The sequence below is a fragment of the Candidatus Solirubrobacter pratensis genome (assembly GCF_000425945.1).
In the GTDB taxonomy this organism is placed as follows: Bacteria; Actinomycetota; Thermoleophilia; order Solirubrobacterales; family Solirubrobacteraceae; genus Solirubrobacter; species Solirubrobacter pratensis.
In genome coordinates this window covers 483,310-506,305 of sequence record NZ_AUEK01000003.1, presented here as the reverse complement: position 1 = coordinate 506,305, position 22,996 = coordinate 483,310, and the positions used below count along the sequence as shown (strand labels likewise).

The following is a 22,996-nucleotide window of genomic DNA, read 5'->3' as shown; positions in this document are numbered from 1 at the left end:
ACGAGGGGTTTCGCCTGCCAGGCGAGCGAGGGCTCCGCGCTCTCGCTCGCCTTCGGCGACGCTACGCGGTGAACGCCGCGATCCCCGTGATCGCCTCGCCGAGGATCAGGGTGTGCATCTCGTGCGTGCCCTCGTAGGTCAGCACCGACTCGAGGTTGTTCGCGTGGCGCAGCACCGGGTACTCGAGCGTGACGCCGTTGGCGCCGAGCACGGTGCGGGCGCTGCGGGCGACCTCGAGCGCCGCCGAGACGTTGTGGTACTTGCCGAAGGAGACCTGCTCCTGGCGCAGCGTCCCGGCGTCCTTGAGCCGCCCGAGGTGCAGCGCGAGCAGGTAGCTCTGCCCGACCTTCACGGCCATCTCGGCGAGCTTGGCCTGCGTGAGCTGGTAGGAGGCGATCGGCTTGCCGAACTGCTCGCGCGTGCGCGCGTAGTCGAGCGCCGCCGCGTAGCACGCGCGCGCGGCGCCGGCGGCGCCCCAGACGATCCCGTAGCGCGCCTCGTTGAGGCAGGAGAGCGGCCCGCGCAGCGACGTCGCCTCCGGGAGCCGCGCGTTCTCGCCCACGCGCACGCCGTCGAGCACGAGCTCGCTCGTCACGCTCGCGCGCAGCGACAGCTTGTGCTCCATCCGCGGCGCGCTGAACCCCGGCGTGTCTCGCTCCACGAGGAAGCCGTTGACCTTGCCCTCGTCGGTGCGCGCCCACACGACCGCGACATCGGCGACGGAGCCGTTGGTGATCCACATCTTCGCGCCGTCGAGCACCCACTCGTCACCGTCGCGGCGCGCGCGCGTGCGCATCCCCGCGGGGTTGGAGCCGGCGTCGGGCTCGGTCAGGCCGAAGCAGCCGATCGCCTCGCCCGCGGCCATCCGCGGCAGCCAGCGCTCCTTCTGCTCCTCGCTGCCCCAGCGGTGGATCGCGTACATCGCGAGCGAGCCCTGCACCGAGCAGAACGAGCGCAGGCCGGAGTCGCCCGCCTCGAGCTCCATGCACGTGATGCCATAGGCGGTCGCCGACGCGCCGGCGCACCCGTAGCCGTGCAGGTGCATGCCCAGCAGCCCGAGCCGGCCGAGATCGGCCGCGATCTCGACGGGGAACGTCCCCGCCTCGAAGTGCTCGGCCACGACGGGGAGGAACTTCTCGTGCACGTACTGGCGCACGGTGTCGCGGATCAGCCGCTCCTCGTCGTCGAGCTGAGCGCCCACCCCCAGCGGGTCGAGCGGATCGAACGCGGGGAGGGAGGGTGCGGAGACGGACATGCCGTCCAGGCTACCCCCCGGCGTTGTACACGGCCTTGTCGAATGCGAGCACGCTCGGGTCGGCGGCGTGGCCGAGGGGATCGAGCCCGAACAGGTCCTCGATCGAGCGCAGCAGCGAATAGTGGTTGTAGGCGCCGGTGTCGGCGCTGCTGCCCGGCTTCACCTGCTGGGAGATCAGCAGCAGGCCGCCGCCCTGGGCGGGCGTGACTGCGATCAGACCGCCCTCCTTGTAGGCGGGCGAGCGCAGGATCTGCGCGACGGTCGTCTCGAGGAACGCCTTGGCATCGCCCGAGCCCGCCGGGCACGGCGTGTCCGATCCGTCGTGGCACCGGTTGGCCACGATCAGCGACAGCGACGCCGTCGTGTCGGCCGCCGTCAGGTCGAAGCCGAGCTGGTCGAGCCCGACGTCGAAGTTCGCGCAGGCGTCGCCGCCGGTCAGCGAGTGGAAGTACACGAACGGGTTGCGCCAGGTGACGTAGTCGCCCGCCGGCGCGTCGGACGCGCCCGGCGCGGGATGGCTGCACGCCGCGGGCTGATCCTCGACGTAGGCGCGCCACGTCTTGCCGGCCGCCGCCAGCTGATCGGCGACGGTCTTGACCTCAGGCGGATAGACGCAGTCGTACTGCGGGCAGTTCGCCGTGACGGCCGGCGTCGGATCCTGGCCGCTGACGAGCGCGATCTCGTTCGCGAGCTCGCCCTGCGTGACGGCGGCGTAGCTCGGGATCATCTCCCCCTGCTTGCGCAGGCCGTCGTCGATGCTGCCGCCCGACTGCAGGATCAGGAACACGTGCTTGACGGCCGGCGGCGCCTCCGGCGTGGGCGTCGCGGTCGGCGTCGGCTTGGGCGTGCGGGTCGCCGTCGCAGTCGCGGTGGCCGTGGCGGACGGCTCGGGCTCCGGCGTCTCCTCCGGCGTCGGCTCGGCCGTCGGGGCGGGGGTCGCGACCGGCGTGGCGACGGGCGTCGCGGCGGGCGGGAGCGCCAGCACCACGGTCTCGGCCGCCGCGCCCTCGGTCGGCGGCGCCAGCGCCGAGCCGAGCGCGACGCCGAACGCGAGCACGCCGAGGATCACGACGGCGGCGGCGCGCGGCGACGGCAGCCACGAGCGCGGCGGCGGCGGGTCGTTGCGCGCGCCGCACTCCAGGCAGTAGCGCTGGCCGGAGTCGAGCGGCGCCTGGCATTCCGCGCAGGTCACGGCCGCTGATGTCTATCCGCCGCGGCGCCTCGTGCGCGGCGGGCGCAACGAATGGTTCACAACTTGGGCGCCGCGGGGAAGCAGACTGGCCCCATCACCCGCCCGATGGACATCCTGATGCCGGCGAGCGCCGAGCTGTGCGCGGCCTGCCGCTCGCCGATGCAGCCCGATCAGCGCTACTGCCTGGTCTGCGGCGAGCGCCGCAACGACCCGCGCCGGTACGTCGCCGCCTCGGCTCCGCCCGCGCTGCCGCCGGCACGGCCGCGGCGCGCGGCGCCGCCGCCCGGCGCGACGCTGATCGCCGGCGTCGCGACGCTGCTGATCGCGCTCGGCGTCGGCGTCGAGATCGGGCGGACCTCCCCCAAGTCGGCCGCGCCGACCGCCGCCGCGCCCGTGCGCATCGTGACGGTGCCCGGGGCGGGCGCGGCCGCGCCCGCCGCGACCGCCGCGGCGACGGCGTCCGCCACTCCGGCTCCCGACGAGACGGGGGCCAAGCCGGAGAAGTCCGCCGGCAAGGCGAAGCCCACGCCGACGCCGAAGGCCGCCAAGACGCCGCCGCCCGACGTGAAGGTCGGCAGCTCGGGCAAGGGCGCGGGCTACAAGGACGGCAAGTTCACCGGCGACTTCTTCGGCCAGTGATGTTCGGACGCAACTCGAGCCGCGAGTACGTCGCCGCGCCCGGACCGTTCGATCCGGGCTACGAGCCGCCGGCCGGACCGGACCTGCCGATCGACCTCGTGCGCCGGCGCGACCAGCTCGCCGCGCGCGTCAGCGAGCTGCAGTTCGACCTCGGCGGCCTCGCCTACGAGATGATCATCCGCAACCAGGTCCACGTCGACCTGCTCGCGCGGCGCGCCGCGCTGCTCCAGGAGGCCGACGCCGAGCTCGGCGAGGTCGAGCGGCTGCTGCGGATGGAGCAGACCGGCGCCGCCGGGTCCTGCGGGATCTGCGCCGCGCCGCACTCGCCGGGCGCCACCTACTGCTGGCAGTGCGGCCAGCCGCTGCTGCAGCAGCTGCAGGCCGGCTCGATCGACGGCGGCCTAGGGGCCCGTTGAAGAATCCCGATACGACCATTCTTCAACGGACCCCTAGCCGAACCGGCCGCTGACGTAGTCGCGCGTCCGCGGGTCCGCGGGCTGCGTGAAGATCGTCTCCGTCGCGTCGTACTCGACGAGCGCGCCGGTGCGCTGGTCGTCGAGGCTGAAGAACGCGGTCCGGTCCGCCACGCGCGCGGCCTGCTGCATGTTGTGCGTGACGATCACGATCGTGTAGCGCCGCTTGAGGCTGTGCATCAGCTCCTCGATCGCCGCCGTGGCGATCGGATCCAGCGCGGACGCCGGCTCGTCGAGCAGCAGCACGTCAGGCTCGACCGCGATCGCGCGAGCGATGCACAGCCGCTGCTGCTGGCCGCCGGAGAGGCCGAGCGCGCTCTGCTTGAGGCGGTCCTTGACCTCGTCCCACAGGGCGGCTCCGCGCAGCGCCTGCTCGACGCGCTCGCTCAGCCCCGCTCGCAGCCCGAGGTTGCGCGGAGCCCAGGCCACGTTGTCGAAGATCGACTTCGGGAACGGGTTCGGCTTCTGGAACACCATCCCGATCCGGCGCCGCACCTCCACGCGGTCGACGCCGCCGCCGTACACGTCGTGGCCGTGGTAGAGGACCTGGCCGCCGATCCGGAAGCCCGGGACGGCGTCGTTCATCCGGTTCAGGCTGCGCAGGAACGTCGACTTCCCGCACCCCGATGGGCCGATGATCGCGGTCACGACGTTGCGCTCGATCTTCAGCGTGACGCCCGCGAGCGCCGGCTTGGGGCCGTAGTGGACGCCGACGTCGCGCACGTCGAACACGGTCTCGCGCCGGATCGCGGGCAGCGGGACGCGCCGTGCGGTCTCGGTGACGACGCGCATGCGCGCGGGGGGCAGGCTCATCGGGTCAGCTTCCTCCGGCTGCGCGCGAGCAGCGCCCGCGCGGAGATGTTCGTGAGCAGGATGAAGACGAGCAGCACGAGCGCCGCGCCCCACGCCCGCGCGAACCCCGAGGGGTCCGCCGCCTCCGACAGCTTGAAGATCATCACGGGGATGTTCGGCACCGCCGTGCCGAAGACGTCCACGGTCGTCTGATTGGCGAAGATCGAGCACGTGAAGACGAGCGGAGCGGTCTCGCCTGCCGCGCGCGCGACGGCGAGGACCGTGCCGGTGACGATGCCGCCGAGCGCGCTCGGCAGGACGACCCCGACGACCGTCCGCCACCGGCTCACGCCCAGCGCATCCGCGGCCTCGCGCAGCTGCCGCGGGACCAGCAGGAGCATCTCCTGCGTGGCGCGCGCGATCAGCGGGAGCATGATGATGGCGAGCGCCAGCGCGCCGGCGAACCCGCTCTGCTTGTGGCCGGCCACCAGGAGCCCGAAGACGAACAGCCCGACCACGACGCTCGGCAGCCCGTTCAGGAGATCGAGCGCCAGCCGCACCGGCCGCGCGGCGCGCGGGCTCGCGAACTCGGCCAGGTAGATCGCCACGAGCACGCCGATCGGCATCGCGATCGCCGTCGCCACCGCCACGATCACCGCGGTGCCCACGATCGCGGGCGCGATGCCGCCGCCCGGCCCGCCGAACAGCGGCGGCGCCTTGGTCAGGAAGTCGATGCCGATCACGCCGGCGCCGCGCTGGGCGACCGATCCGACGACCACGCCGAGGACCCCGACGGCGAGCACCGCCGACGCCACCGCGCCGGACTGGGCCAGCCGGCTGACCGCGCGGCGCCGGCGCAGGTTGCCGGACGCCGTCAGCGGGGCGGTCGGGTCGTACAGGGCGGTCAACGGGCGAACCGGTTGCCGATCCACTGGGCGAGCAGGTTCGCCGCCAGCCCGATCACGAGCAGGACGACGGCGAGGTAGAACAGCGCCGACGTGTGCAGGCGGGAGACCGAGCCGTCGAACTGGCTCGCGACCCGGCTGGCGAGCGTGTCGCCCGCCTCGAACAGAGAGGAATGCACCCCGGTGCGCGCGCCGATCACCTGCGTCACCGCGATCGCCTCGCCGAGCGCGCGTCCCAGTCCCAGGAACGCGGCGGCGGCGAGCCCCGACGCCGTCGACGGCAGCACGATCCCGCGGACGACCTCCCACGGCGTCGCGCCGAGCGCCGCGGCCCCCTCCTGCAACTCGCGCGGGACCGTCTCGAAGAGGTCGCGGCTGATCGAGGCGATGATCGGCACCACCATGATCGCGAGAATCAGGCCCGCCGTGAACACGCTGCTGCCGCTGGTCTCGGGAGCGCCGAAGATGGGCAGGAACCCGAGGCTCGAGTGCAGCCACGGCTCGGCGTGGTCGCGCAGGAACGGGCCGAGCACGAGGATGCCCCACAGGCCGAGGATCACGCTCGGGATCGCCGCCAGCATCTCGACCAGCGGGCCGATCACGCCGCGCACCGGGCGGGGCGAGAACATGCTCAGGAACAGGCCGATCGCGATGCCGACGGGCGTCGCGATCGCCAGCGCCATGGCCGACGTGACGGCGGTGCCGAAGAGCAGCGGCCCGGCGCCGAAGACGTCGAAGTTGGGCTTCCAGGCGCCCGCGGCGAGGAAGCCGAGCCCGAAGCGCGACATCGCGAGGCTCCCGCCGTGCAGCAGCTGGTAGGCGATGTCGGCGATCAGCAGGCCTACGAGCGCCGACGCGGCGACGCAGAGCCCGCGGAGCGTGCGGTCGGCGGCCCGGTCGATGCGCTTGCGCCGGGCGCGGGCGTGCGGGGTCGTCGAGATGGCGCGAGCTGGCATCGCCCGCTGACCCTAGTTCGCCTCGCCCTCCGCGGCGGCCGGCCATTCACGAGAAAGCAACAGCTCGCCAACAGGTAGGCAACAGGTAAGGCCTCGTACACGTGCTCACCTACTGCGACCCGGGAATTCCCACCCATACGAAGCGGAAGGAAACGCTTTGAAGCGCAGCAGGTTCGTCGCCCTGGCCCTAGGAACGCTGACAGTCGGCGTCGCTGGCTCGGCATCCAACGCGATGGCGCAGGACGCCCAGCTCGTCGGAGCAGGCTCCACGCTCGTGGCGCCGCTGATGGCCAAGTGGAGCCTGGACTTCCAGGGCAAGAACAACATCAAGGTCACGTACGGCGCCGTGGGCTCCGGTGCGGGCATCGCCCAGATCACCGCGCGTACGGTCGACTTCGGGGCGTCCGACGCGCCGCTCAGCGCGGCGCAGGCCGCGGCGTGCCACGGCTGCGTCCAGATCCCATGGGCGCTGACCGCGACCGGCATCGCGTTCCACATCGACGGCGTCAAGAAGCTCCAGCTCAACTCGTCCGTGCTGAGCCAGATCTTCCAGGGCCAGATCAGCATGTGGAACGACCGCCGGATCAAGGCGATCAACAAGGGCGTCTCGCTGCCGGCCCTCAAGATCACGCCGGTGTTCCGCAGCGACGGATCCGGCGACACGTACGCGTTCACCGACTTCCTCTCGCGGACGAGCCCGTCCTGGAAGGGCAAGGTCGGTTTCGGCACGCAGGTCAGCTTCCCGACCGGCGTCGGCGGCAAGGGCAACGACGGCGTGACCGCGGTCGTCAGCTCGACCAACGGCGCGATCAGCTACATCTCGGCCGCCTACATCATCGCCCACGGCCTGAAGGCCGCGGCGCTGCAGAACGCCGCCGGCAAGTTCGAGTACCCGAACCTGAAGAACATCCAGGCCGCTGCTGATGTCGTGAAGCGGGTTCCGGCGAGCAACGAGATGCACATCGTCGCTCCGCCCAAGAGCGCGAAGACGGCATACCCGCTCTCGACGTTCACCTACGCGATCGTCCCCAAGGCGACGCCGAAGGCCTCGGGCCTGAGCAAGCTGGTGCTGTACGCCATGACCGACGGCCAGAAGTACGGGCCCGCGCTCGACTTCGCGCGCATCCCTCCGGTCGTCCTCAAGGCGGCCAAGAACACGCTCAAGCAGGTCAAGCAGGGCTAGCGGGGAAGCCGGCCAGCCGCTCCGTCTGACATTTCAACGTCAGCCTCCGGGTACCCCGGAGGGCATGGGAGAGAGAGGAATCCGTGCCGGCGGCTGGCCGGCCTATCGCACCCTGTGGGTGTTCCTGCTGCTGGGCTGGACCGTCAGCGCCGCTGACCGCGCGCTCACTGGCCCCGTCGTCACCTGGATGATCGACAACAAGGTCGCGTTCCTGGCCGAGTCGGACAAGCCGTACGCGCTCGCGGGCCTGATCGGCGGCCTGTTCTTCGCCGGCTACATGCTCACGCAGTTCCCCGGCGGCTATCTCGGCGACCGGTACGGGCACCGCACGATCATCGTCATCAGCCTGGTCTGGGCGGGCATCGCGACGATGCTCAGCGGCCTGGTCACCGGCCTGGTGGCGTTCATCGCGATCCGCGTCTTCACCGGACTCGGCGAGGGCACGTTCTACTCCAACGACCGCAGCCTGATCGCCGAGCAGACGCCGGTGGAGAAGCGCAGCCTCGGCATGGGCGTCGTGATCACCGGCCTGGCGCTCGGCATCACGATCGCGACCGTCTTCGCGCCGAACCTGATCGACCTCGGCGGCCAGGTCTTCGCCGCCGACCAGGCGTGGCGGATGGCGTTCCTCGCGCTCGGCGCGGCGACCCTGGCGGTCGCGATCGGGTGCGCCGCCTACTTCCGCCGGCAGCAGCCGGGGCTCCCGTACGCGCGCGCGACGCTGCACATGCTGGCGTTCGCCGCGGCCGGACTGGCGGCCGTCATGGCGGTCTACTTCATCGGCGACGCGGCAGGCCTGTCGGACCTGTGGATCGCGATCCTCGAGGTCGCGCTCGCGCTGATCCTCGTCATCTCGGTGCTGGCGCGGCGGACGGGCGAGGTCGGCGACGTCCTGCGCTCGCGCGATCTGGTGCTGATCAACGTCGCGTTCATCGCGGTGCTGTGGAACCTGTGGTTCTTCTCGTTCTGGTCGGTCTCGATCGTGGCCGACGCGGCGCACTCCTCGTTCGGGCGCTCGGCACTGATCGCGGCGTTCAACGCGGGCGCCGGCATCCTCGGCTTCCCCGTCGGCGGCTGGCTGTCCGACGTCGCCGTGCGCCACGGGATCGGGCGCAAGCCGCTCGTGGTCGCGTTCACCGCGATCCAGTGCGTCCTGACCGTGATGTTCGGCTTCGTCGTCGCCGCCGGCTCGGCGTCGGTCTGGGTGATGGCGGCGCTGCTGTTCTCGGCCAGCACGTTCTTCAACGCGATGCAGCCGATCGCGCACGCGATGCTCGCCGACATCGCCGATCCCGCCCATTACGGCGCCGCGTTCGGCATGAACAACCTGATCGGCGAGATCGGCGCGGTGCTCTCGCCCGCCGTGTCGGGCGCGCTGCGCGACGCGACGGGCGGCTGGTCGGCGGCGGTGTTCCTGGACGCGGGGCTGATCGCGGTCGCGGTGGTGCTGTTCCTGTTCGTGCGCGAGGGCGCCACGTCGCGGGTGCTGCGCTCGGGCCGCTTCGACCGCGCGCGCGCCGGCGAGGCGCCGGCCGTCACAGCAGGACGAGGTGCGACGTGACCTCGCCGTCGCGCAGGAGGTGCAGCGCGTAGCCGGGCGGATCGTCGTTGGACGGCAGCTCGGCGGTCGCGGTGAGCTCCAGCGCGAGCTGGAGATGGGTGCCGGGGCATACGAAGACCGGCACCCCGCCGACGGCGCCGACCATCGTGCGGTGTAGGTGGCCGGTCACGATCCGCTTCACATGCGGCCGGCCCGCGAGCAGCTCGGCGAGCGCGCGGCGGTCCTCACCGGGGACGCCGAGGTCGTCCATCGGCTTGACCCCCGTGACGAGCGGCGCGTGGTGCATGGCGAGGATCGTCGGCTTCTCGCCGGTGAGCCGGGCCGCGAGGCGCTCGACCGGGATGCGGCCATCGTCGCGGCCGGGGATCGTCGTGTCGACGGACACGAGGCGCAGCGGGCCTGCGTCGACCTCGTACTCCACCGGGCCGAACACGGCCTCCAGGGCGGCCACGTCGTCGTGGTTGCCGGGGAGGACGTGGACCGGCATAGGAAGCTCCCGCAGGATCTCGCGCGCGATCGCGTACTCGCGCGGATCGCCGGAGTCGGCGAGGTCGCCGCTGACGAGCACGGCGTCCGGCGTGGGATCGAGTGCCTCCAGCGCGGCCACGGCACGGCGCAGGGCCTCCGTCGGCGCGTCGTCGTCGAGGCGGATGTGGGGATCGCTCAGCTGGGCCAGCATGGGTGAGCGAGGATAGGGCGCGGGCCAGCGGCATACCGTGGACGCCGAGGCGTACGCGCGCGGGACGGTCCGCGGGCTCTGGATCGCGATCCCGACGCGGTTCAGGGCGGGGGTGCGGTCGAGCACTGCATCGTCGAGCGGCGGGTCGACGGCTCATCTGTTGCTGGGACCCGGACGGTCCGTCGGACCCGCGAGGCTTCGCGCGCGCCGATCACTGCGACCACATCCACGTGGGGGTGGGATGCGTGATTCCGCCGGCTACGGGGCGCGGACCTCGATCAGGTCGTCGATGATCTGGAAGTCCGCGCTGTTGTGAGTGAGCAGCGGTACGCCGTGCACGTTGGCGGTGGCGGCGATCGCGAGGTCCATGGTGCGCCGGCGCGGTTGGCCGCCGCGGTTGCGTACTGCCGCGGTGAGCCGTCCGCATTCGCGCGCGACGGCTGGCGTGCGACGAGGGGTCGCCCCCGGCTACCAGGCCGAGTCGGCCGCGAAGCGCGTCGACTGCGCGGGCAGTTCGCGCACGACGGGGACCACGAAGGCGTGCGAGGCGGGGGGCCGGCGAATGGTGGTGGCGAGGACGGTCATGGCAAGGCTCTTTGTCTTAGCTGCGGGGCTCACGGAAGCAGCGGCGCGACTTGCCGTCGGCCTGATGGGCGGCGGCGTCGGTCAGGTGCATCAGCGAGGGGTTCATGACACTTGCAACTCTGCCACTCGACGGTGCGCGCTCTTAGGCAGCTGGCAGGCGTCTGCGCGGTGCTCATCCCGTCTCTTGACGTCGGGGTCCGCGAACCCCGTATGGGGGCTGTCCCGAACCCGCTGGGCCGGTTCTCCCGCCGTCGGTCTGATGCCGTCGTCTCGGTGCCTGAGGCACTTCCGGCGCAGCCGGCTTACCCAGCGCATCAGCGGAGCGGGCCGGTGCCGTCAAGGACAAGCCCGACAGGGCCGAGCGCAGCGAGCTGCGAAGTAGTCGCCTTGACGGCGTCCGGTCCGTGGAGCTATCCGCAGCGACTCGGTAGCTGAGTCCCCGCGTCGAGCTGGTCGACGCTCCAGGTCATCCCCTTCGCGGCCTAGCGCCGGAGAGGACGGCCGCTTGCGGCCGCCCACACCCGGCGCCGGCGGCGAGCGAAGCGAGCCGCCCTTGACTACGTAGAGAAGGTACCCGCAGAGTGTCACCCACCTGCAGTGTCCTGTCTCGGTTGATGCTTTACGGCGGAGTTGCAGGAGATGCTTGACAGCGGCCGTGATCGGCTGTCCTTGTTGCTGGGGTCGCAGCGAGGAGGCCGGGAATGGCATTGGTGGCGTTGTCGGTCATCGAGCGGTGATGGCAGTTCTGGATGGAGTCGCGGTGACTGAGGTTGCGGCCGACGCGGGCGTCTCGCGCCAGTCGGTGCACGCCTGGGTCCCGCTACCGAGAGGCGGGCTTGGCTGGGTTGGCGGATCGCTCGCACGCGACGAGGAGCTGTCCGCATCGGGCCTCGGGCGAGGTCGAGGCGATCGTGTGCGAGCCGCGACGCAGGCACCCGAAGTGGGGCGCGCAGCGGCTCCTGCACGAGTTGATGCGCGTTCCGGCGGCCGCCAGAGCCGTTGCGGTCGCGCGCGACGATCAACCGCATCCTGCACCGCCACGCGCTCGTCATCCCGCGGGCGCGGCGCAAGCAGCGCTCGGACTATGTGCGTTGGCAGCGGCCGGCAGCGATGCAGCTCTGGCAGCGGGACATCATCTACGGGCCGCGGCTGGTCGACACGATCACCGGCGAGGTCCGCGACGGCCGGGTCGTCACCGGCGTCGATGATCACTCGCGCTATTGCGTGCTTGCCAGCGTCGTCGAGCGCGCGACCGGCCGCGCGGTCTGCATGGCCTTCTCGCAGGCGTTGGAGCGCTATGGCGCGCCGGAGGAGGTGCTCACAGATAACGGCAAGCAGCTCACCGATCGCTTCGGACGCGGCGGCGAGGTGCTCTTCGACAAGATCTGCCGCCGCAACGGCATCACGCACCGGCTCACCCGGCCCCGCTCGCCGACGACGACCGGGAAGGTGGAGCGCTTCCATCTGACGCTGCGGCGCGAGCTGCTCGACGCAGCCATGCGGCTTTATAGCTGGTGAAGAATCCGGCGCCGCGGATGATCGATCCGTTCGAGAGCTGGGAGGAGATCGAGGCGATCGTCCCCGAGCTCGACACGACGCATGGCGTCCTGGTCGAGTTCCTCGGGCCGCCTGAAGCGCTACGCGAAGACCGAGCGCGCGCGCCGGCGCGTCCGCTGCGCGCCAGGACCGTGCACGCGCTGCATCGGCTCGAGCACCGCGGCGGGATCGTGTTCCCGAACCAGGCGGGCCAGCGGATCGACATCAACAACTTCCGTTCCCGCGGGGGGCGCCGTCGCTGCAGGCGACGGGGATCGCGCACCGGCGGATCTACGACCTGCGCCACACGTACGCGACGTGGAGTCTTGTGGCGCGGATCGACATCTTCACGCTGGCGCGGCGGATGGGCACGAGCGTCCCGATGATCGACCGCACGTACGGTCACGTGGCGGCCGGCGCGGACGACTACGAGCGCGATCTGTTGGACGCTTACGACCGGCGCTCGAATTCCAATGGGCGCTGTGTGGGCGCTGGCTCTGAGACGGGGGAAATCAAAGTGCTTGATTTCCAGCGATGGGCGGTGCGCGGCTCGAACGCGCGACCTCCTGCTTGTAAGGCAGGCGCTCTGACCAACTGAGCTAACCGCCCCTGCGGCGAAGCCATGCTAGTCGGGCTTGCGCGTGAGCGGGAGCGAGTAGGGCGGATGTGCGGATCGGGGCGGCGGTTCGCCGCGATCGTTCCGGACGCCGGGCGTGTAATTGCTGCGTCGCGGCGGGGGCTTCGTGATCGTCGTCGGCGAGGGGTGCGCGTGCGATGATGCCCGGCATGGATCGGTCGGTCGCCTGGCGGGCGGCGCTGCTGCAGGCGCTCCTGCTCACCGTGACGGCGCTCGTGCTCGCGACGCTGCTCGACAAGCAGTTCTTCCGCGACTGGGGTTGGCTCGCCGGGCCGGGTGCGTGGGCGGCGTGCGCGCTGGTGACCGGCGTTGTGCTGCGGCTCCCGCCGGTCGCGGTGCTGATCGGCGCCGCGCTTGCGGGCGTCCCGAGCCTGCTCACCGTGCTCATCGGCGTGCATTGGCTCGGCGCGCCGTTCGGCGTTGCGCTCTTCGCCGCCTGGTGCGGGCGGCTCGCGATCCGCCGCGGACCCCGGCTCACCGCCGCCTGATGGATCTCGGCATCGACGGCAAGGTCGCGCTCGTGACCGGCGGCTCGAAGGGCATCGGCCGCGGCATTGCGGAAGGACTCGCCGCCGAGGGCGTGCGTGTCGCGCTCACCTCGCGCTCGCAGGAGACGGCGGACGAGGCCGCCGCGGCGATCGAGGGTGCGCGCGGCTACGCGTTCGACTCAGCCGACCTCGACGCGATCCCGGCGCTCCTGGAGCGGGTCGAGGGCGACCTGGGCCCGCTCGACGTCTACATCGCCAACACGGGCGGCCCGCCCGCCGGCGATCCGCTCTCGTTCACGCGCGAGCAGTGGCAGGCCGCGCACCGCACGCTCGTCCTCTCCCCCATGGAGATCCTCGAGCGCACGCTGCCGGGGATGCGCGAGCGCGGCTTCGGCCGGGTCGTGGCGATCGGCTCGATGGCCGTGCGCGAGCCGATCGACGTGCTCCAGCTCTCCAACGCGCATCGCCCCGGCCTCGTCGCCGCGTTCAAGACCCTCGCGCGCGAGTTCGCGCGCTATGACGTCACGCTCAATCACGTGCATCCGGGCCGGATCGCGACCGCCCGCGTCGCGGACACGTCAGGTTCGATGGAGGCTGCCGAGGCGAGCGCGCGCGAGACGGTTCCGGCGGGCCGTCTCGGCAGGGTCGAGGAGCTCGCCGCGGCCGCCGTCTTCCTCTGCTCGCGGCAGGCCGCCTACATCACCGGCACGGGCGTGCGGGTCGATGGCGGTGTGACGCGCAGCATCTAGGCCTAGACTGTCTGCGCGCCCCCATGGTGTAGTGGTGAGCACGCGAGCCTTTCACGTTCGTAGGACGGGTTCGAATCCCGTTGGGGGTATCGGTCGCGGGTTCGAAACTGGGCTCGCGTTCCGTCCGGGACTGCTGCGAACATATGTTCGTGCACCCCGTAGCCGTACGTGAACGCGCCCGGCAGCTTCGAAGCGACGGCGTCTCCATCAAGTCGATCGCCCGGCGACTGCATCTCGCCCAATCGACGGTGAGCCTGTGGGTGCGCGATGTGGCGTTGAGCCCAGAGCAGAGACGGCGGCTCGACGAGCTCTCCGACCGGCAGCGAGCCGGACTCATGACGAACCGCACCCGGACGCGCGAGCGAGGCTCGAGTCGCAGTCCATCGGGCGCATGATCGCCCGGATCGACGATCCCCTCCCCTGGGCCGGCTGCGTGCTGTTCTGGGCCGAGGGCTCGAAGAAGCGCAACGGCGTCGCGTTCACCAACTCCGACGCCGACATGATGTGTTTCTTCCTGCGCTTCCTGCGCGAGTGTTACGACGTGCCCGATGAGCGGGTCTGCTTATCCGTGAACTGCTTTCTCGGCAACGGCAAGACGCTCCACGAGATCGAGGCGTGGTGGCTCGGGCGCCTCGAGCTACCGTCGACATGCCTGCGGAAGGCGACGGTCAACCGAGCGTCGTCGGCCTCTAAGGGAGTGCGCAAACCGCTCGTGCACGGGACGGCGCGGATCACGGTCAACTCCACCCGGATCGTGCAGACGATCTACGGCGCCATCCAGGAGTACGCCGGGATCGAGCGGCCGGAGTGGGCCGACCTCCGGAGCTAGGGGGTGGGCCCCTCGTCCGGCCAGTAGCCATGCGCGTCGAAGAACTCGCGCGCCTCCTCCTCCCGGTCGCGGTCGTGGCGGCCGGTGATGAGGAAGTAGACGACGAGCGCGCACATCGCGAAGCTGGCGACGCAGGCGAAGACGGCCCAGATCTGGTCGAACACGACTACATGGTGACGCGTCCGGATGAAGAGGCCGGCGAGTCGCGGCGGAGACGCCCGCGGAGAGGCGCCCGATGACGCCCGCGGCGAGGCGGCCCGATGACGCCCGCGGTGAGCGGGCCGATGACGCCGGCGGCGAGGCGGCCCGATGACGCCCGCGGCGAAGCGCGCGGGTGACGCCGGCGGCGGACGAGGTGTGGAGGCCCCGGCCGAAGCCGGGGCCGTGGTGGCTAGCGGGCGCCGAGCAGGTGCTCGAGCGCGAGCTGGTTGAGGCGGACGAAGCCGTAGCCGCGGGCGCCCGTGGCGTCGGGGTCGAAGTCCTCGAACGCGCTCTTGTCGGCGAGGAGGTCCGCGTGCGTCTCGCCGGGGTTCAGCGTCGGCTGGAGCAGGTCGCCGACCTTGGCCGCGGCCAGCGCCTCCTGCACCTCGGGGTCCGCCCTGAACGCCGCGGCGCGCTCCTTGAGCAGCAGGTACGTGCGCATGTTCGCCGCTGCCGAGGCCCAGACGCCGTCGAAGTCCTCCGTGCGCGAGGGCTTGTAGTCGAAGTGGCGCGGGCCGGCGTACTCGTGCGTCTCGAGCAGGTCGACGAGCGAAAACGCCTCGATCAGGTTGCCGTGCCCGAACACGAGATCCTGGTCGAACTTCGCGCTGAACTGGCCGTTGAGGTCGATGTGGAAGAGCTTGCCGTGCCACAGCGCCTGGGCGACGGCGTGGGCGAAGTTGAGGTTGGACATCTGCTCGTGCCCGACCTCCGGGTTCACGCCGACCATCTCGTGGTGCTCGAGCGTGGAGATGAACGCGAGCGCGTGGCCTACCGTCGGCAGCAGGATGTCGCCGCGCGGCTCGTTCGGCTTGGGCTCGACCGCGAAGCGCAGCCCGTAGCCCTTCTCGATCACGTAGCCGGCGAGGAAGTCCAGGCCCTCGCGATAGCGCTCCAGCGCGGCGCCGATGTCCTTGGCCGCGTGGTACTCGGCGCCCTCGCGACCACCCCAGAACACGTACGTCTGCGCGCCCAACTCGGCCGCGAGATCGATGTTGCGCATGACCTTGCGCAGCGCGAAGCGCCGCACGCCGCGGTCGTTGGACGTGAAGCCGCCGTCCTTGAAGACCGGATGCGAGAAGAGGTTCGTCGTGACCATCGGGACGACGAGCCCGGTCTCCTCCAGCGCCGCCTTGAAGCGGGCGATCAGGCGGTCGCGCTCGGCCGCCTCCGTCCCGAACGGGATCAGGTCGTCGTCGTGGAACGTCACGCCCCAGGCGCCGAGCTCGGCGAGCTTGTGGACCGACTCGACGGGATCGAGCGGCGGGCGCGTCGGGGGACCGAACGGGTCGTTCGCCGTCCAGCCCACCGTCCAGAGCCCGAACGAGAACTTGTCGCTCGGCGACGGCTTCGGGCCGTCACCGGTCAGGTGGGGAGCAGTGACACTCAAGGTGGACGTTCCTTTCGGATGGCGAGAGCGGCGGCGATGCTATGCCCGTCCGCGAAGTTCTGTCAACGAAATCGCAGAACTCTCATCGGGTCGGGCAACTGAGACTGAGAGTAATGTAGGACTTGACGAAAGTCTGCTCAGTGGGAGAGCCAGGTGACTGACGACCTCGGACTCGCGGGCACGCGCGAGCTCAACCGGCTGCGCGTGATGCAGGCGCTGCTCCGCAACCCCGGCTCCAGCCGGAACGACGTCGCGCGCCTCACCGGGCTCTCGCGGCCGACGGTATCGACGCTCGTCGACGAGCTCGAGGCCGCCGGCATCGTCGAGCAGCACGCGGACCGCAACGAGGAGCGCCCGCGCTCCGCCGGCCGCCCGCCGATGTACGTGTCGCTGGCGCCGCGCGCCGCGTTCGCCGTCGGCTTGGACTTCGGCCACCAGCACATCCGCGCCGGCGTCTGCGACCTCTCCGGCAGCCCGATCGCCGACGACTGGTCTCGCGCCGAGGTCGACCACGCGCCGGCCGCGAGCTTCGACCTCGCGCACGAGCTGGTCCAGGGCGTCCTCGAGTCGGCCAACGTCGACCGGCGCCACGTGATCGGCGTCGGCATGGGCCTCGCGGCGCCGATCGACTCCGCGACCGGCACCGCCTACGTCGAGGGCATCCTCCCGAGCTGGGGCGGCATCTCGCCGGCCGAGGAGATGGAGGCGCGGCTCGGGCTGCCCGTGCAGATCGAGAACGACGCGAACGTCGGCGCGCTCGGGGAGCACATGTTCGGCGCCGGCCGCGGCGTCGACGACATGGTCTACGTGCGGCTGTCGGCCGGCATCGGCCTCGGGCTGATCCTCGGCGGCCGCCCGTATCGCGGCAAGTGCGGCGTCGCGGGGGAGCTCGGCCACGTCACCTCGGTCGAGGACGGGATGATCTGCCGCTGCGGCAACCGCGGCTGCCTGGAGACGATCGCCAGCCCGGTGGCCGTGGCGGGGCTGCTCGAGTTCAGCCGCGGTGAGCCGGTCTCCGTCCAGCGCCTGCTGGAGCTCGTGCAGGAGGGCGACCGCGGCGCGCGGCGCGCCGTGGCCGACGCCGGCGCCGCCGTCGGCAACGCGATCGCGGCGGTCGTGAACGTACTCAACCCGGAGCTGGTGGTGATCGGCGGCGACCTCGCGGGAGCCGGAGCGGTCCTGCTCGACCCGCTGCGTACCGCGATCGAGCGCCGCGCGATCGCGCCCGCCGTCGCAGCCGTGCGCGTCACGCAGGGCGCGCTGGGCGACAAGGCGGAGGTGCTCGGCGCCGCCGCGCTGCTCCTCTCGCAGGCGCCGCACGCGCTCGCGCGCCGCCTGTTGGCCTAGCCGGCGGTGAAGCCGCTGTCGATGGCGAGCGCCGCGCCGGTGATGAACGCGGCCTCGTCGCTCAGCACGAACGCTGGAAGACGCTCGTCAGGTTCTGCGCGAGGTCCTCGTGCCACGCGCCGGTGTCGAGCTCGTGCACCGGCGTGAACGCGCCCGCGCCGCCCGCGTTGTTGAACGCGCGATCCGGCGCGCGACCGCGAGCCCGATGCCGCTGGTGGCGCCCGTCACGATGATGACGCGCGACTCGAACGGTTCACGGCCGCCAGGTTGTCACGCGCCCCGCAGATGCCGCCGGCAGGATTCGAACCTGCGACCACAACGGATTAAAAGTCCGGTGCTCTACCGCTGAGCTACGGCGGCGGGTGGTACGCGACTGTATCGCTCGGAGCTGCGACGGAAAGGTGGTGCAGCGGCTACGCTGCCTGCGGTGAGCGTCGGGGAAGCGGAGGCAGGTGGCCGCCGGCGACGGCGGACGCCGGAGGTGGCCGAGGCTGAGATCGTCGCGGCCGCCGAAGCGCTGCTGCGCGAGCGGCCGTTCCGCGAGCTGACCGTGGACGAGGTGATGCGGCGCACGGACCTCTCGCGCCCGTCGTTCTACGTGTACTTCCGCGACCGCCATCACCTGGTCCTGCGCGTGGTCGAGCACCTGGGCAACGAGCTGCGGACGATGTCGCAGCGCTGGTACACGGGCTCCGGCGACGGGCCGGCACTGGCGCGCGAGGCGATGGATGGCATCGTCGAGGTGTACTCCGAGCACGGGCCGGTGCTGCGGGCGCTGTCGGACGCCGCGGCTGACGACCCGGAGGTCGAGCGCGTCTACAGCGGGCTCGTGCAGACGTTCATCGATGTGACACGCAAGCACATCGAGGCCGAGATCGCCGCCGGGCGCGTCGCGGCGCTCGACGCCGCCGAGACGTCGCGCGCGCTCGTGTGGATGATGGAGCGCTACCTGAACCTGTCGCTCGGCCGGGCGGAGACGACGGCGCGCGAGACCGTCGCCAACACGCTGACGACGATCTGGACGCGCGTCCTCTACCAGACCTAGTCCAGCTCTTTCAGCAGCCACAGCCCGAGCAGCGCGGCGCCTCCGGCGAGAGCGGTGACGCCGAGCGCGCCGGTCGCCGGGAGCGCGTCGCGGCGGGAGATGTTGGCCGCGGCGTCGGCCGCGTCGCACAGCACCGAGGCCGCGAGCCAGGACCGCGCGTCCTCGCCGCGCGACAGGGCGCGCAGCGTACCCGCGGCGACCGCGACGTCGCGCGCGCCGACGGCGATCCCCATCACCTGGGCGGCGCGGGACGTGCCGTCCTCACCCACCCAGCCGCGCGCGGAGCGCGCGGGGGCGACGACGAGGCCTGCGCCCAGGGCGGCGCGGAGGTAGGCGATCGACTTGGCGAGCGTACGGGCGTCCATGACCGGAACGCTAGTGCCGGAAGTGGCGGCGGTGGGTGAAGACCATGCTGATGCCGGCCTCGTCCGCCGCCTCCACGACCACCGGGTCGCGGACTGACCCGCCCGGCTGGATGATCGCCGTGATGCCCGCGTCGATCGCGAGCTGCGGGCCGTCGGAGAACGGGAAGAAGGCGTCGGACGCCATGGCGGAGCCCAGCAGTGAGGAACCGGCCGCCTGCGCCTTCTCGATCGCCAGCCGGACCGAGTCCACGCGGCTCATCTGGCCCGCGCCGATCCCGACCGACGCAAGGTCGTTGGAGAGCACGATCGCGTTCGAGCGCACGTGCTTGCAGACCTTCCAGGCGAACAGCATCTCGCCCCATTCGGCCTCCGAGGGCTTGCGCTCGCTGACGACCTCCATCTCGGTGCGGTCCTCGAGCCCGAGGTCGCGATCCTGGATCAGGAGGCCGCCCATGACGCGCTTGATGTCGCGCTCCGCGACGTTCAGGCGGCGGCGCTCGCCGTCCTCGAGGATGCGCATGTTCGGCTTGCTCGCGAGCAGGTCGAGCGCGTCCTCGGTGAAGGAGGGCGCGATGATCACCTCGCAGAACTGCTTGGTCAGCGCGTCGGCGAACCCGGCGTCGACCTGGCCGTTGACGCACACGACGCCGCCGAAGGCCGACTGCGGGTCGCACGCGAAGGCGGCGTGGTAGGCCTCCAGGACCGACCCGCCGACCGCCACGCCGCACGGGTTGTTGTGCTTGATGATCGCGCAGGCGGGCAGCTCGAACTCGCCGATGAGCATGCGCCCGGCGTTGAGGTCGAGCACGTTGTTGAACGACAGATCCTTGCCGCCGAGCTGGCGGACCATCGAGAGCGCGTGCATGCGCGAGCCGGCCTGGGCGTAGTAGGCGGCGCGCTGGTGGGGGTTCTCGCCGTAGGAGAGGTCGGTGACCTTCTCGTAGGCGGAGAGCAGCAGCGGCGGGAAGTCGTCCTGCTTCTCGACGAACCAGCGGGAGATCGCGCTGTCGTAGCGGGCGGTGTAGGAGAACGCCTCGGTGGCGAGGCTCTCGCGCGTGCCGATCGACAGCCGGGCCTCGAGGTCGGCCAGCTCCTGCAGGATCGCGTCGTAGCTGGCCGGGTTCACCACGACGGCGGTGAACGGGAAGTTCTTGGCCGACGCGCGGATCATCGTCGGGCCGCCGATGTCGATGTTCTCGATCACCTCGTGCTCGGTCGCGCCGCGGCGCGCCGCGGTCTGCTCGAACGGGTAGAGGTTCACGCACACCAGGTCGACGAACTCGATCTCGTGCTCGGAGGCCGCGAGCATGTGCTCCTCGTCGTCGCGCAGCGCCAGCAGGCCGGCGTAGAGCTTCGGGTGCAGCGTCTTCACCCGGCCGCCCATGATCTCCGGGAAGCCCGTGAAGTCGTCGATCGGCCGGACCTCGAGGCCGGCATCGCGCAGCGCCGTCGCCGTGCCGCCGGTCGACACGAGCTCGACGCCGAGGTCGGCGAGCCCCCGCGCGAAGTCGACGATCCCCGTCTTGTCCGACACCGAGAGCAGCGCTCGCCGCACGCGTACCTCAGCCGGCTGAACCATCGCCTCCATGGGGCGCGGACGATATCGATACGCGGCGTGCGCCCGGGTCGACGCTCACGGCCCCGAGCGCGATCAGGCGGATGGCCTCGGTCAGCAGCTCATGCTCGAGCGGCCGCAGGGCGCTGCGGACGGCATCCGGCTCGGTCGCGTGCGGCAGCTCGACGGCGCGCTGGAGGATGATCGGGCCGGTGTCCACGCCCTCGTCGACGAAGTGGACCGTGACGCCGAAGACCTTGACGCCGTACGCGAGCGCCTGCTCGATCGCCGCGAGGCCCGGGAAGGCCGGCAGCAGGGCGGGATGGACGTTGATGACGCCGAGCGGGAAGGCGCGCAGGAACGCGGGAGTGACGAGCTGCATGTAGCCCGCGAGGACGACGAGCCGGGCGCCGGCCTCGGTGAGCCAGCCCGCCATGGCTTTGTCACGTGACTCACGGTCTGCGAAGTCGCCGCGCGGGAACGCTCGCGTGGCGACGCCCCGAGAGGCGGCGCGGGCAAGGGCCTCGGCTTGGGGCTTGTCGGAGCCGACGGCGACGACGTCCGCGTCGCGGCCGTGGACGCGGTCCAGGATCGCCTGGAGGTTCGTTCCGGCGCCCGAGGCGAGGACCCCGACCTTGAGGCGGGCGACGGGGCTCGGAGGGCCGCCCGGAGCGGGAGATGCGCCGGGGGCCGGAGATGCGCCGGGGCTCGAGGGCCCGCCAGGGGGCGGAGACCCGCCGCTGGGACCTGACGGCTCGTCCGGGGCGTCATCCGCGGCGCTCATACGACCTCGAGCTTCGGGAAGCGGCCGGCCGTGGAGCGCAGCGTGCCCGCCGAGAGCAGCGCGTCGACCCGGGCGAGGACGTCCTCGGCCTGGAGGTGGGCGAACGTGCCGTAGTGCGGCAGCCCGTCGTAGGAGTACTTCTGGATCACCTTTGAACGCCCGCCGCGCAGGACCTCGACGGCGCGCGTGCGGCCGACCCCCGGCTGGGCGGCGGCCACGACGTCGAGGATCGCGCCGTCGAGGTCGCCCGCCTCGGCGGTGCCGAGTGCGCGCTGGCGGGGCGCGGCGGCCGGCGCCTCCGGGATCAGCTCCGGATCGCAGACGTCGCAGCACGGGCCGAGGGCGGCAGGCGCCGCGCGATCGCCGAAGTGACGCAGGATGCCGTCGCGGCGGCAGCGATCGCCCTCGACCCAGGCCCAGACCGAGCGGTACTGGCGCCACCGCACGCGCGTTCCCTCCTGGGCGGCGGAGCGGCAGATCGAGAGCGAGCGGGCGTCCCATTCGCCGATCAGCCGGCCCGCCACGCGATCGGGCGCGGACGGCGTCGGCTGGATGACGCCCGCCTGCGCGAGGTGGCCGACGACGGCGCGCACCGCCTCCTCCTCCTCGCCGCGGGCCAGGGCCGCGAGCTCGAGGTGGTAGCGCGGCGGCTCGCCCTGCGCAGACGAGCTGATCGCGCGGCCGATGCGCTTGAGCAGGTCCTCCCCCACCGCGGCGCGCTCGATGAAGAAGACGTGCAGGCCCTTGTCGCGGCCGGTCGCGAACAGCAGCGCGCGGGCCGGCTTGCCGTCGCGCCCCGCGCGGCCGGCCTCCTGGTAGTACGCCTCGATCGAGCTCGGCACCGACTCGTGGCAGACCGTCCGCACGTCGGCCTTGTCCACGCCCATCCCGAACGCGTTGGTGGCGACGACCACCTCGACCTCGCCGGCCATGAAGCGCCGCTGCGCCTCGGTGCGCGCTTCGCGCGGGAGGCCCGCGTGATAGGCGATGACCTCGAGCGAGAGCTCGCGCCCGAGCCGCGCCGCCAGCCGGTCTGACTCCGCGCGCGTTCCCGCATAGACGATCGCCGGGCGGGCCGCCGGATCGGCCAGGGCGGCCGCGATCCGCCGGTGGACGACCTCCTTGTTGGGGCACGGGACGACGGCGAACGAGAGGTTCGGGCGATCGAACCCCGTCGCGACCTTGACCGGGTCCTTCAGCCCCAGCCGCGCCACGATATCGGCCGCCACCTGCGGCGTGGCCGTCGCTGTCGAAGCGAGGATCGCCTTCGCGCCGAGCCAGCGCGCCGCGTCCGCGAGCCGGAAGTACTCGGGCCGGAAGTCATGCCCCCACTGCGAGACGCAGTGCGCCTCGTCGACCACGAAGAGGCCGATCCGGGCCTGCCGGATGCGCTCCAGGAAGCCCGGCGAGGCGAACCGCTCGGGCGCGACGTAGAGCAGCCGCACGTGGCCCGAGACGGCGCGCTCGACCGCGCGCCGGTTCGTGCCCGCGTCCTGCTGCGCGTTGACGAGCGCGACGCGGCCAGGAGCGACCCGCTCCAGCGCCTCCACCTGGTCCTGCATCAGCGAGACCAGCGGCGAGACGACGAGCGTGAGGTCCGTCCGCATCAGCGCCGGCAGCTGGTAGCAGAGCGACTTGCCCGAGCCCGTCGGCATCACGACCAGCACGTCGCGGCCGCCGCGCGCGGCCTCGACCGCCTCGCGCTGCCCCGGCCGGAACCCCGGGAACCCGAACAGCTCGTGCAGCGCGCCTTCGACGTCGGTCGCGCGCGCCACCGGCTCGGGCGGCGGCGGCCCGAGGCCCGGGAGCGCGATGTTCTCGATGGCCACGGACACGGGCTGGCGACCATA

Annotated in this window: 21 protein-coding genes, 3 tRNA genes and 1 pseudogene; 11 read left to right on the top strand and 14 right to left on the bottom strand. The window is 71.9% G+C overall.

Translation table 11 applies throughout. The features are described 5' to 3' along the window. Positions 1 to 61 precede the first annotated feature (61 nt). Both H958_RS0102630 and H958_RS42645 read right to left on the bottom strand, forming a co-directional pair. Entirely contained in the window at positions 62 to 1,255 is a 1,194-nt protein-coding gene (locus H958_RS0102630) for an acyl-CoA dehydrogenase family protein (RefSeq protein ID WP_028057517.1), read from the bottom strand. 10 nt (positions 1,256 to 1,265) lie between these two features. After that, positions 1,266 to 2,447, bottom strand: a complete 1,182-nt coding sequence (locus H958_RS42645; protein ID WP_051323721.1) for an alkaline phosphatase family protein — start codon at positions 2,445 to 2,447, stop codon at positions 1,266 to 1,268. A 105-nt stretch (positions 2,448 to 2,552) separates the two neighbouring features. Here H958_RS42645 and H958_RS0102620 point away from each other — a divergent pair, with 105 nt between their 5' ends. Continuing rightward, a complete protein-coding gene (locus H958_RS0102620) occupies positions 2,553 to 3,086 on the top strand; it encodes a hypothetical protein (protein WP_028057516.1) in 534 nt (177 codons plus the stop codon). Further along, positions 3,086 to 3,502: a hypothetical protein gene (locus H958_RS0102615; protein WP_028057515.1), complete on the top strand. Its 417-nt coding sequence runs from the start codon at positions 3,086 to 3,088 to the stop codon at positions 3,500 to 3,502. Before H958_RS0102620 ends, H958_RS0102615 begins: the two co-directional genes overlap by 1 nt. Before the next feature lie 33 nt (positions 3,503 to 3,535). Here the strand turns inward: H958_RS0102615 and pstB are convergent, their stop codons facing one another. The 3 genes from pstB to pstC are packed head-to-tail and all read right to left on the bottom strand — an operon-like array spanning position 3,536 to position 6,212. Beyond that, on the bottom strand, positions 3,536 to 4,351 hold the full coding sequence (pstB, locus tag H958_RS0102610; protein WP_028057514.1) for a phosphate ABC transporter ATP-binding protein PstB: 816 nt from the start codon (positions 4,349 to 4,351) through the stop codon (positions 3,536 to 3,538). Positions 4,352 to 4,368: 17 nt separating this feature from the next. After that, on the bottom strand, positions 4,369 to 5,259 hold the full coding sequence (gene pstA / locus H958_RS34495) for a phosphate ABC transporter permease PstA (RefSeq protein WP_051323720.1): 891 nt from the start codon (positions 5,257 to 5,259) through the stop codon (positions 4,369 to 4,371). Further along, on the bottom strand, positions 5,256 to 6,212 hold the full coding sequence (gene pstC / locus H958_RS0102600) for a phosphate ABC transporter permease subunit PstC (protein ID WP_028057513.1): 957 nt from the start codon (positions 6,210 to 6,212) through the stop codon (positions 5,256 to 5,258). Before pstC ends, pstA begins: the two co-directional genes overlap by 4 nt. Positions 6,213 to 6,369: 157 nt before the next feature. Here pstC and pstS point away from each other — a divergent pair, with 157 nt between their 5' ends. Then, on the top strand, positions 6,370 to 7,395 hold the full coding sequence (pstS, locus tag H958_RS34490; RefSeq protein ID WP_156027628.1) for a phosphate ABC transporter substrate-binding protein PstS: 1,026 nt from the start codon (positions 6,370 to 6,372) through the stop codon (positions 7,393 to 7,395). Between the two features lie 64 nt (positions 7,396 to 7,459). Next, positions 7,460 to 8,956, top strand: coding sequence for an MFS transporter (locus H958_RS34485; protein WP_081685524.1), 1,497 nt, complete (start codon positions 7,460 to 7,462; stop codon positions 8,954 to 8,956). Here H958_RS34485 and H958_RS0102585 read toward each other — a convergent pair. Continuing rightward, positions 8,931 to 9,635 (bottom strand): metallophosphoesterase, encoded by a 705-nt coding sequence (locus tag H958_RS0102585; protein ID WP_028057512.1) that lies wholly within the window; start codon positions 9,633 to 9,635, stop codon positions 8,931 to 8,933. The two genes, H958_RS34485 and H958_RS0102585, sit on opposite strands and share 26 nt — an antisense overlap. Before the next feature lie 1,321 nt (positions 9,636 to 10,956). On the opposite strand from H958_RS0102585, the pseudogene H958_RS48065 reads away from it, so the two are divergent. Further along, positions 10,957 to 11,711 (top strand): annotated as a pseudogene (locus H958_RS48065) (DDE-type integrase/transposase/recombinase); the annotation flags it as partial. A 580-nt stretch (positions 11,712 to 12,291) separates the two neighbouring features. On the opposite strand, the gene H958_RS0102555 reads toward H958_RS48065, so the two are convergent. Then, positions 12,292 to 12,365 (bottom strand) — tRNA-Val (locus H958_RS0102555). 177 nt (positions 12,366 to 12,542) lie between these two features. Between H958_RS0102555 and H958_RS0102550 the strand changes: the two genes are divergently transcribed. From H958_RS0102550 to H958_RS0102535, 4 genes are all read left to right on the top strand, one after another. Then, complete coding sequence (locus H958_RS0102550; protein ID WP_156027626.1) at positions 12,543 to 12,881, top strand: hypothetical protein; 339 nt, start codon at positions 12,543 to 12,545, stop codon at positions 12,879 to 12,881. Further along, positions 12,881 to 13,630, top strand: coding sequence for an SDR family oxidoreductase (locus H958_RS0102545; RefSeq protein WP_028057508.1), 750 nt, complete (start codon positions 12,881 to 12,883; stop codon positions 13,628 to 13,630). The genes H958_RS0102550 and H958_RS0102545 overlap by 1 nt, the downstream gene beginning before the upstream one ends. A 17-nt stretch (positions 13,631 to 13,647) precedes the next feature. Next, positions 13,648 to 13,719 (top strand) — tRNA-Glu (locus tag H958_RS0102540). Positions 13,720 to 14,021: 302 nt separating this feature from the next. Continuing rightward, positions 14,022 to 14,459: a hypothetical protein gene (locus H958_RS0102535; protein WP_028057507.1), complete on the top strand. Its 438-nt coding sequence runs from the start codon at positions 14,022 to 14,024 to the stop codon at positions 14,457 to 14,459. Here H958_RS0102535 and H958_RS45815 read toward each other — a convergent pair. Together H958_RS45815 and xylA are read right to left on the bottom strand one after the other, a co-directional pair. Continuing rightward, on the bottom strand, positions 14,456 to 14,623 hold the full coding sequence (locus H958_RS45815; RefSeq protein ID WP_156027624.1) for a hypothetical protein: 168 nt from the start codon (positions 14,621 to 14,623) through the stop codon (positions 14,456 to 14,458). The genes H958_RS0102535 and H958_RS45815 overlap by 4 nt on opposite strands. Before the next feature lie 227 nt (positions 14,624 to 14,850). Beyond that, positions 14,851 to 16,029 (bottom strand): xylose isomerase, encoded by a 1,179-nt coding sequence (xylA, locus tag H958_RS0102525; RefSeq protein ID WP_028057506.1) that lies wholly within the window; start codon positions 16,027 to 16,029, stop codon positions 14,851 to 14,853. A gap of 174 nt (positions 16,030 to 16,203) precedes the next feature. On the opposite strand from xylA, the gene H958_RS34475 reads away from it, so the two are divergent. After that, on the top strand, positions 16,204 to 17,397 hold the full coding sequence (locus H958_RS34475) for an ROK family transcriptional regulator (RefSeq protein ID WP_051323717.1): 1,194 nt from the start codon (positions 16,204 to 16,206) through the stop codon (positions 17,395 to 17,397). A 286-nt stretch (positions 17,398 to 17,683) separates the two neighbouring features. Here the strand turns inward: H958_RS34475 and H958_RS0102510 are convergent. Then, positions 17,684 to 17,757 (bottom strand) — tRNA-Lys (locus H958_RS0102510). A gap of 67 nt (positions 17,758 to 17,824) precedes the next feature. Here H958_RS0102510 and H958_RS0102505 point away from each other — a divergent pair. Beyond that, positions 17,825 to 18,442, top strand: a complete 618-nt coding sequence (locus tag H958_RS0102505) for a TetR/AcrR family transcriptional regulator (RefSeq protein WP_028057505.1) — start codon at positions 17,825 to 17,827, stop codon at positions 18,440 to 18,442. On the opposite strand, the gene H958_RS42635 is transcribed toward H958_RS0102505, so the two are convergent. The 4 genes from H958_RS42635 to H958_RS34455 are packed head-to-tail and all read right to left on the bottom strand — an operon-like array spanning position 18,439 to position 22,981. Further along, on the bottom strand, positions 18,439 to 18,807 hold the full coding sequence (locus tag H958_RS42635) for a hypothetical protein (RefSeq protein WP_051323715.1): 369 nt from the start codon (positions 18,805 to 18,807) through the stop codon (positions 18,439 to 18,441). The genes H958_RS0102505 and H958_RS42635 overlap by 4 nt on opposite strands. Positions 18,808 to 18,817: 10 nt before the next feature. Next, positions 18,818 to 20,386 (bottom strand): bifunctional phosphoribosylaminoimidazolecarboxamide formyltransferase/IMP cyclohydrolase, encoded by a 1,569-nt coding sequence (gene purH, locus H958_RS0102495; protein WP_028057504.1) that lies wholly within the window; start codon positions 20,384 to 20,386, stop codon positions 18,818 to 18,820. Continuing rightward, the gene (gene purN, locus H958_RS34460) at positions 20,370 to 21,146 is read right to left on the bottom strand and encodes a phosphoribosylglycinamide formyltransferase (protein WP_081685522.1); all 777 of its coding nucleotides are present in this window, start codon (positions 21,144 to 21,146) and stop codon (positions 20,370 to 20,372) included. The genes purH and purN overlap by 17 nt, the downstream gene beginning before the upstream one ends. Next, positions 21,143 to 22,981, bottom strand: coding sequence for a RecQ family ATP-dependent DNA helicase (locus H958_RS34455; RefSeq protein WP_231379155.1), 1,839 nt, complete (start codon positions 22,979 to 22,981; stop codon positions 21,143 to 21,145). Before H958_RS34455 ends, purN begins: the two co-directional genes overlap by 4 nt. Positions 22,982 to 22,996: the final 15 nt, after the last annotated feature.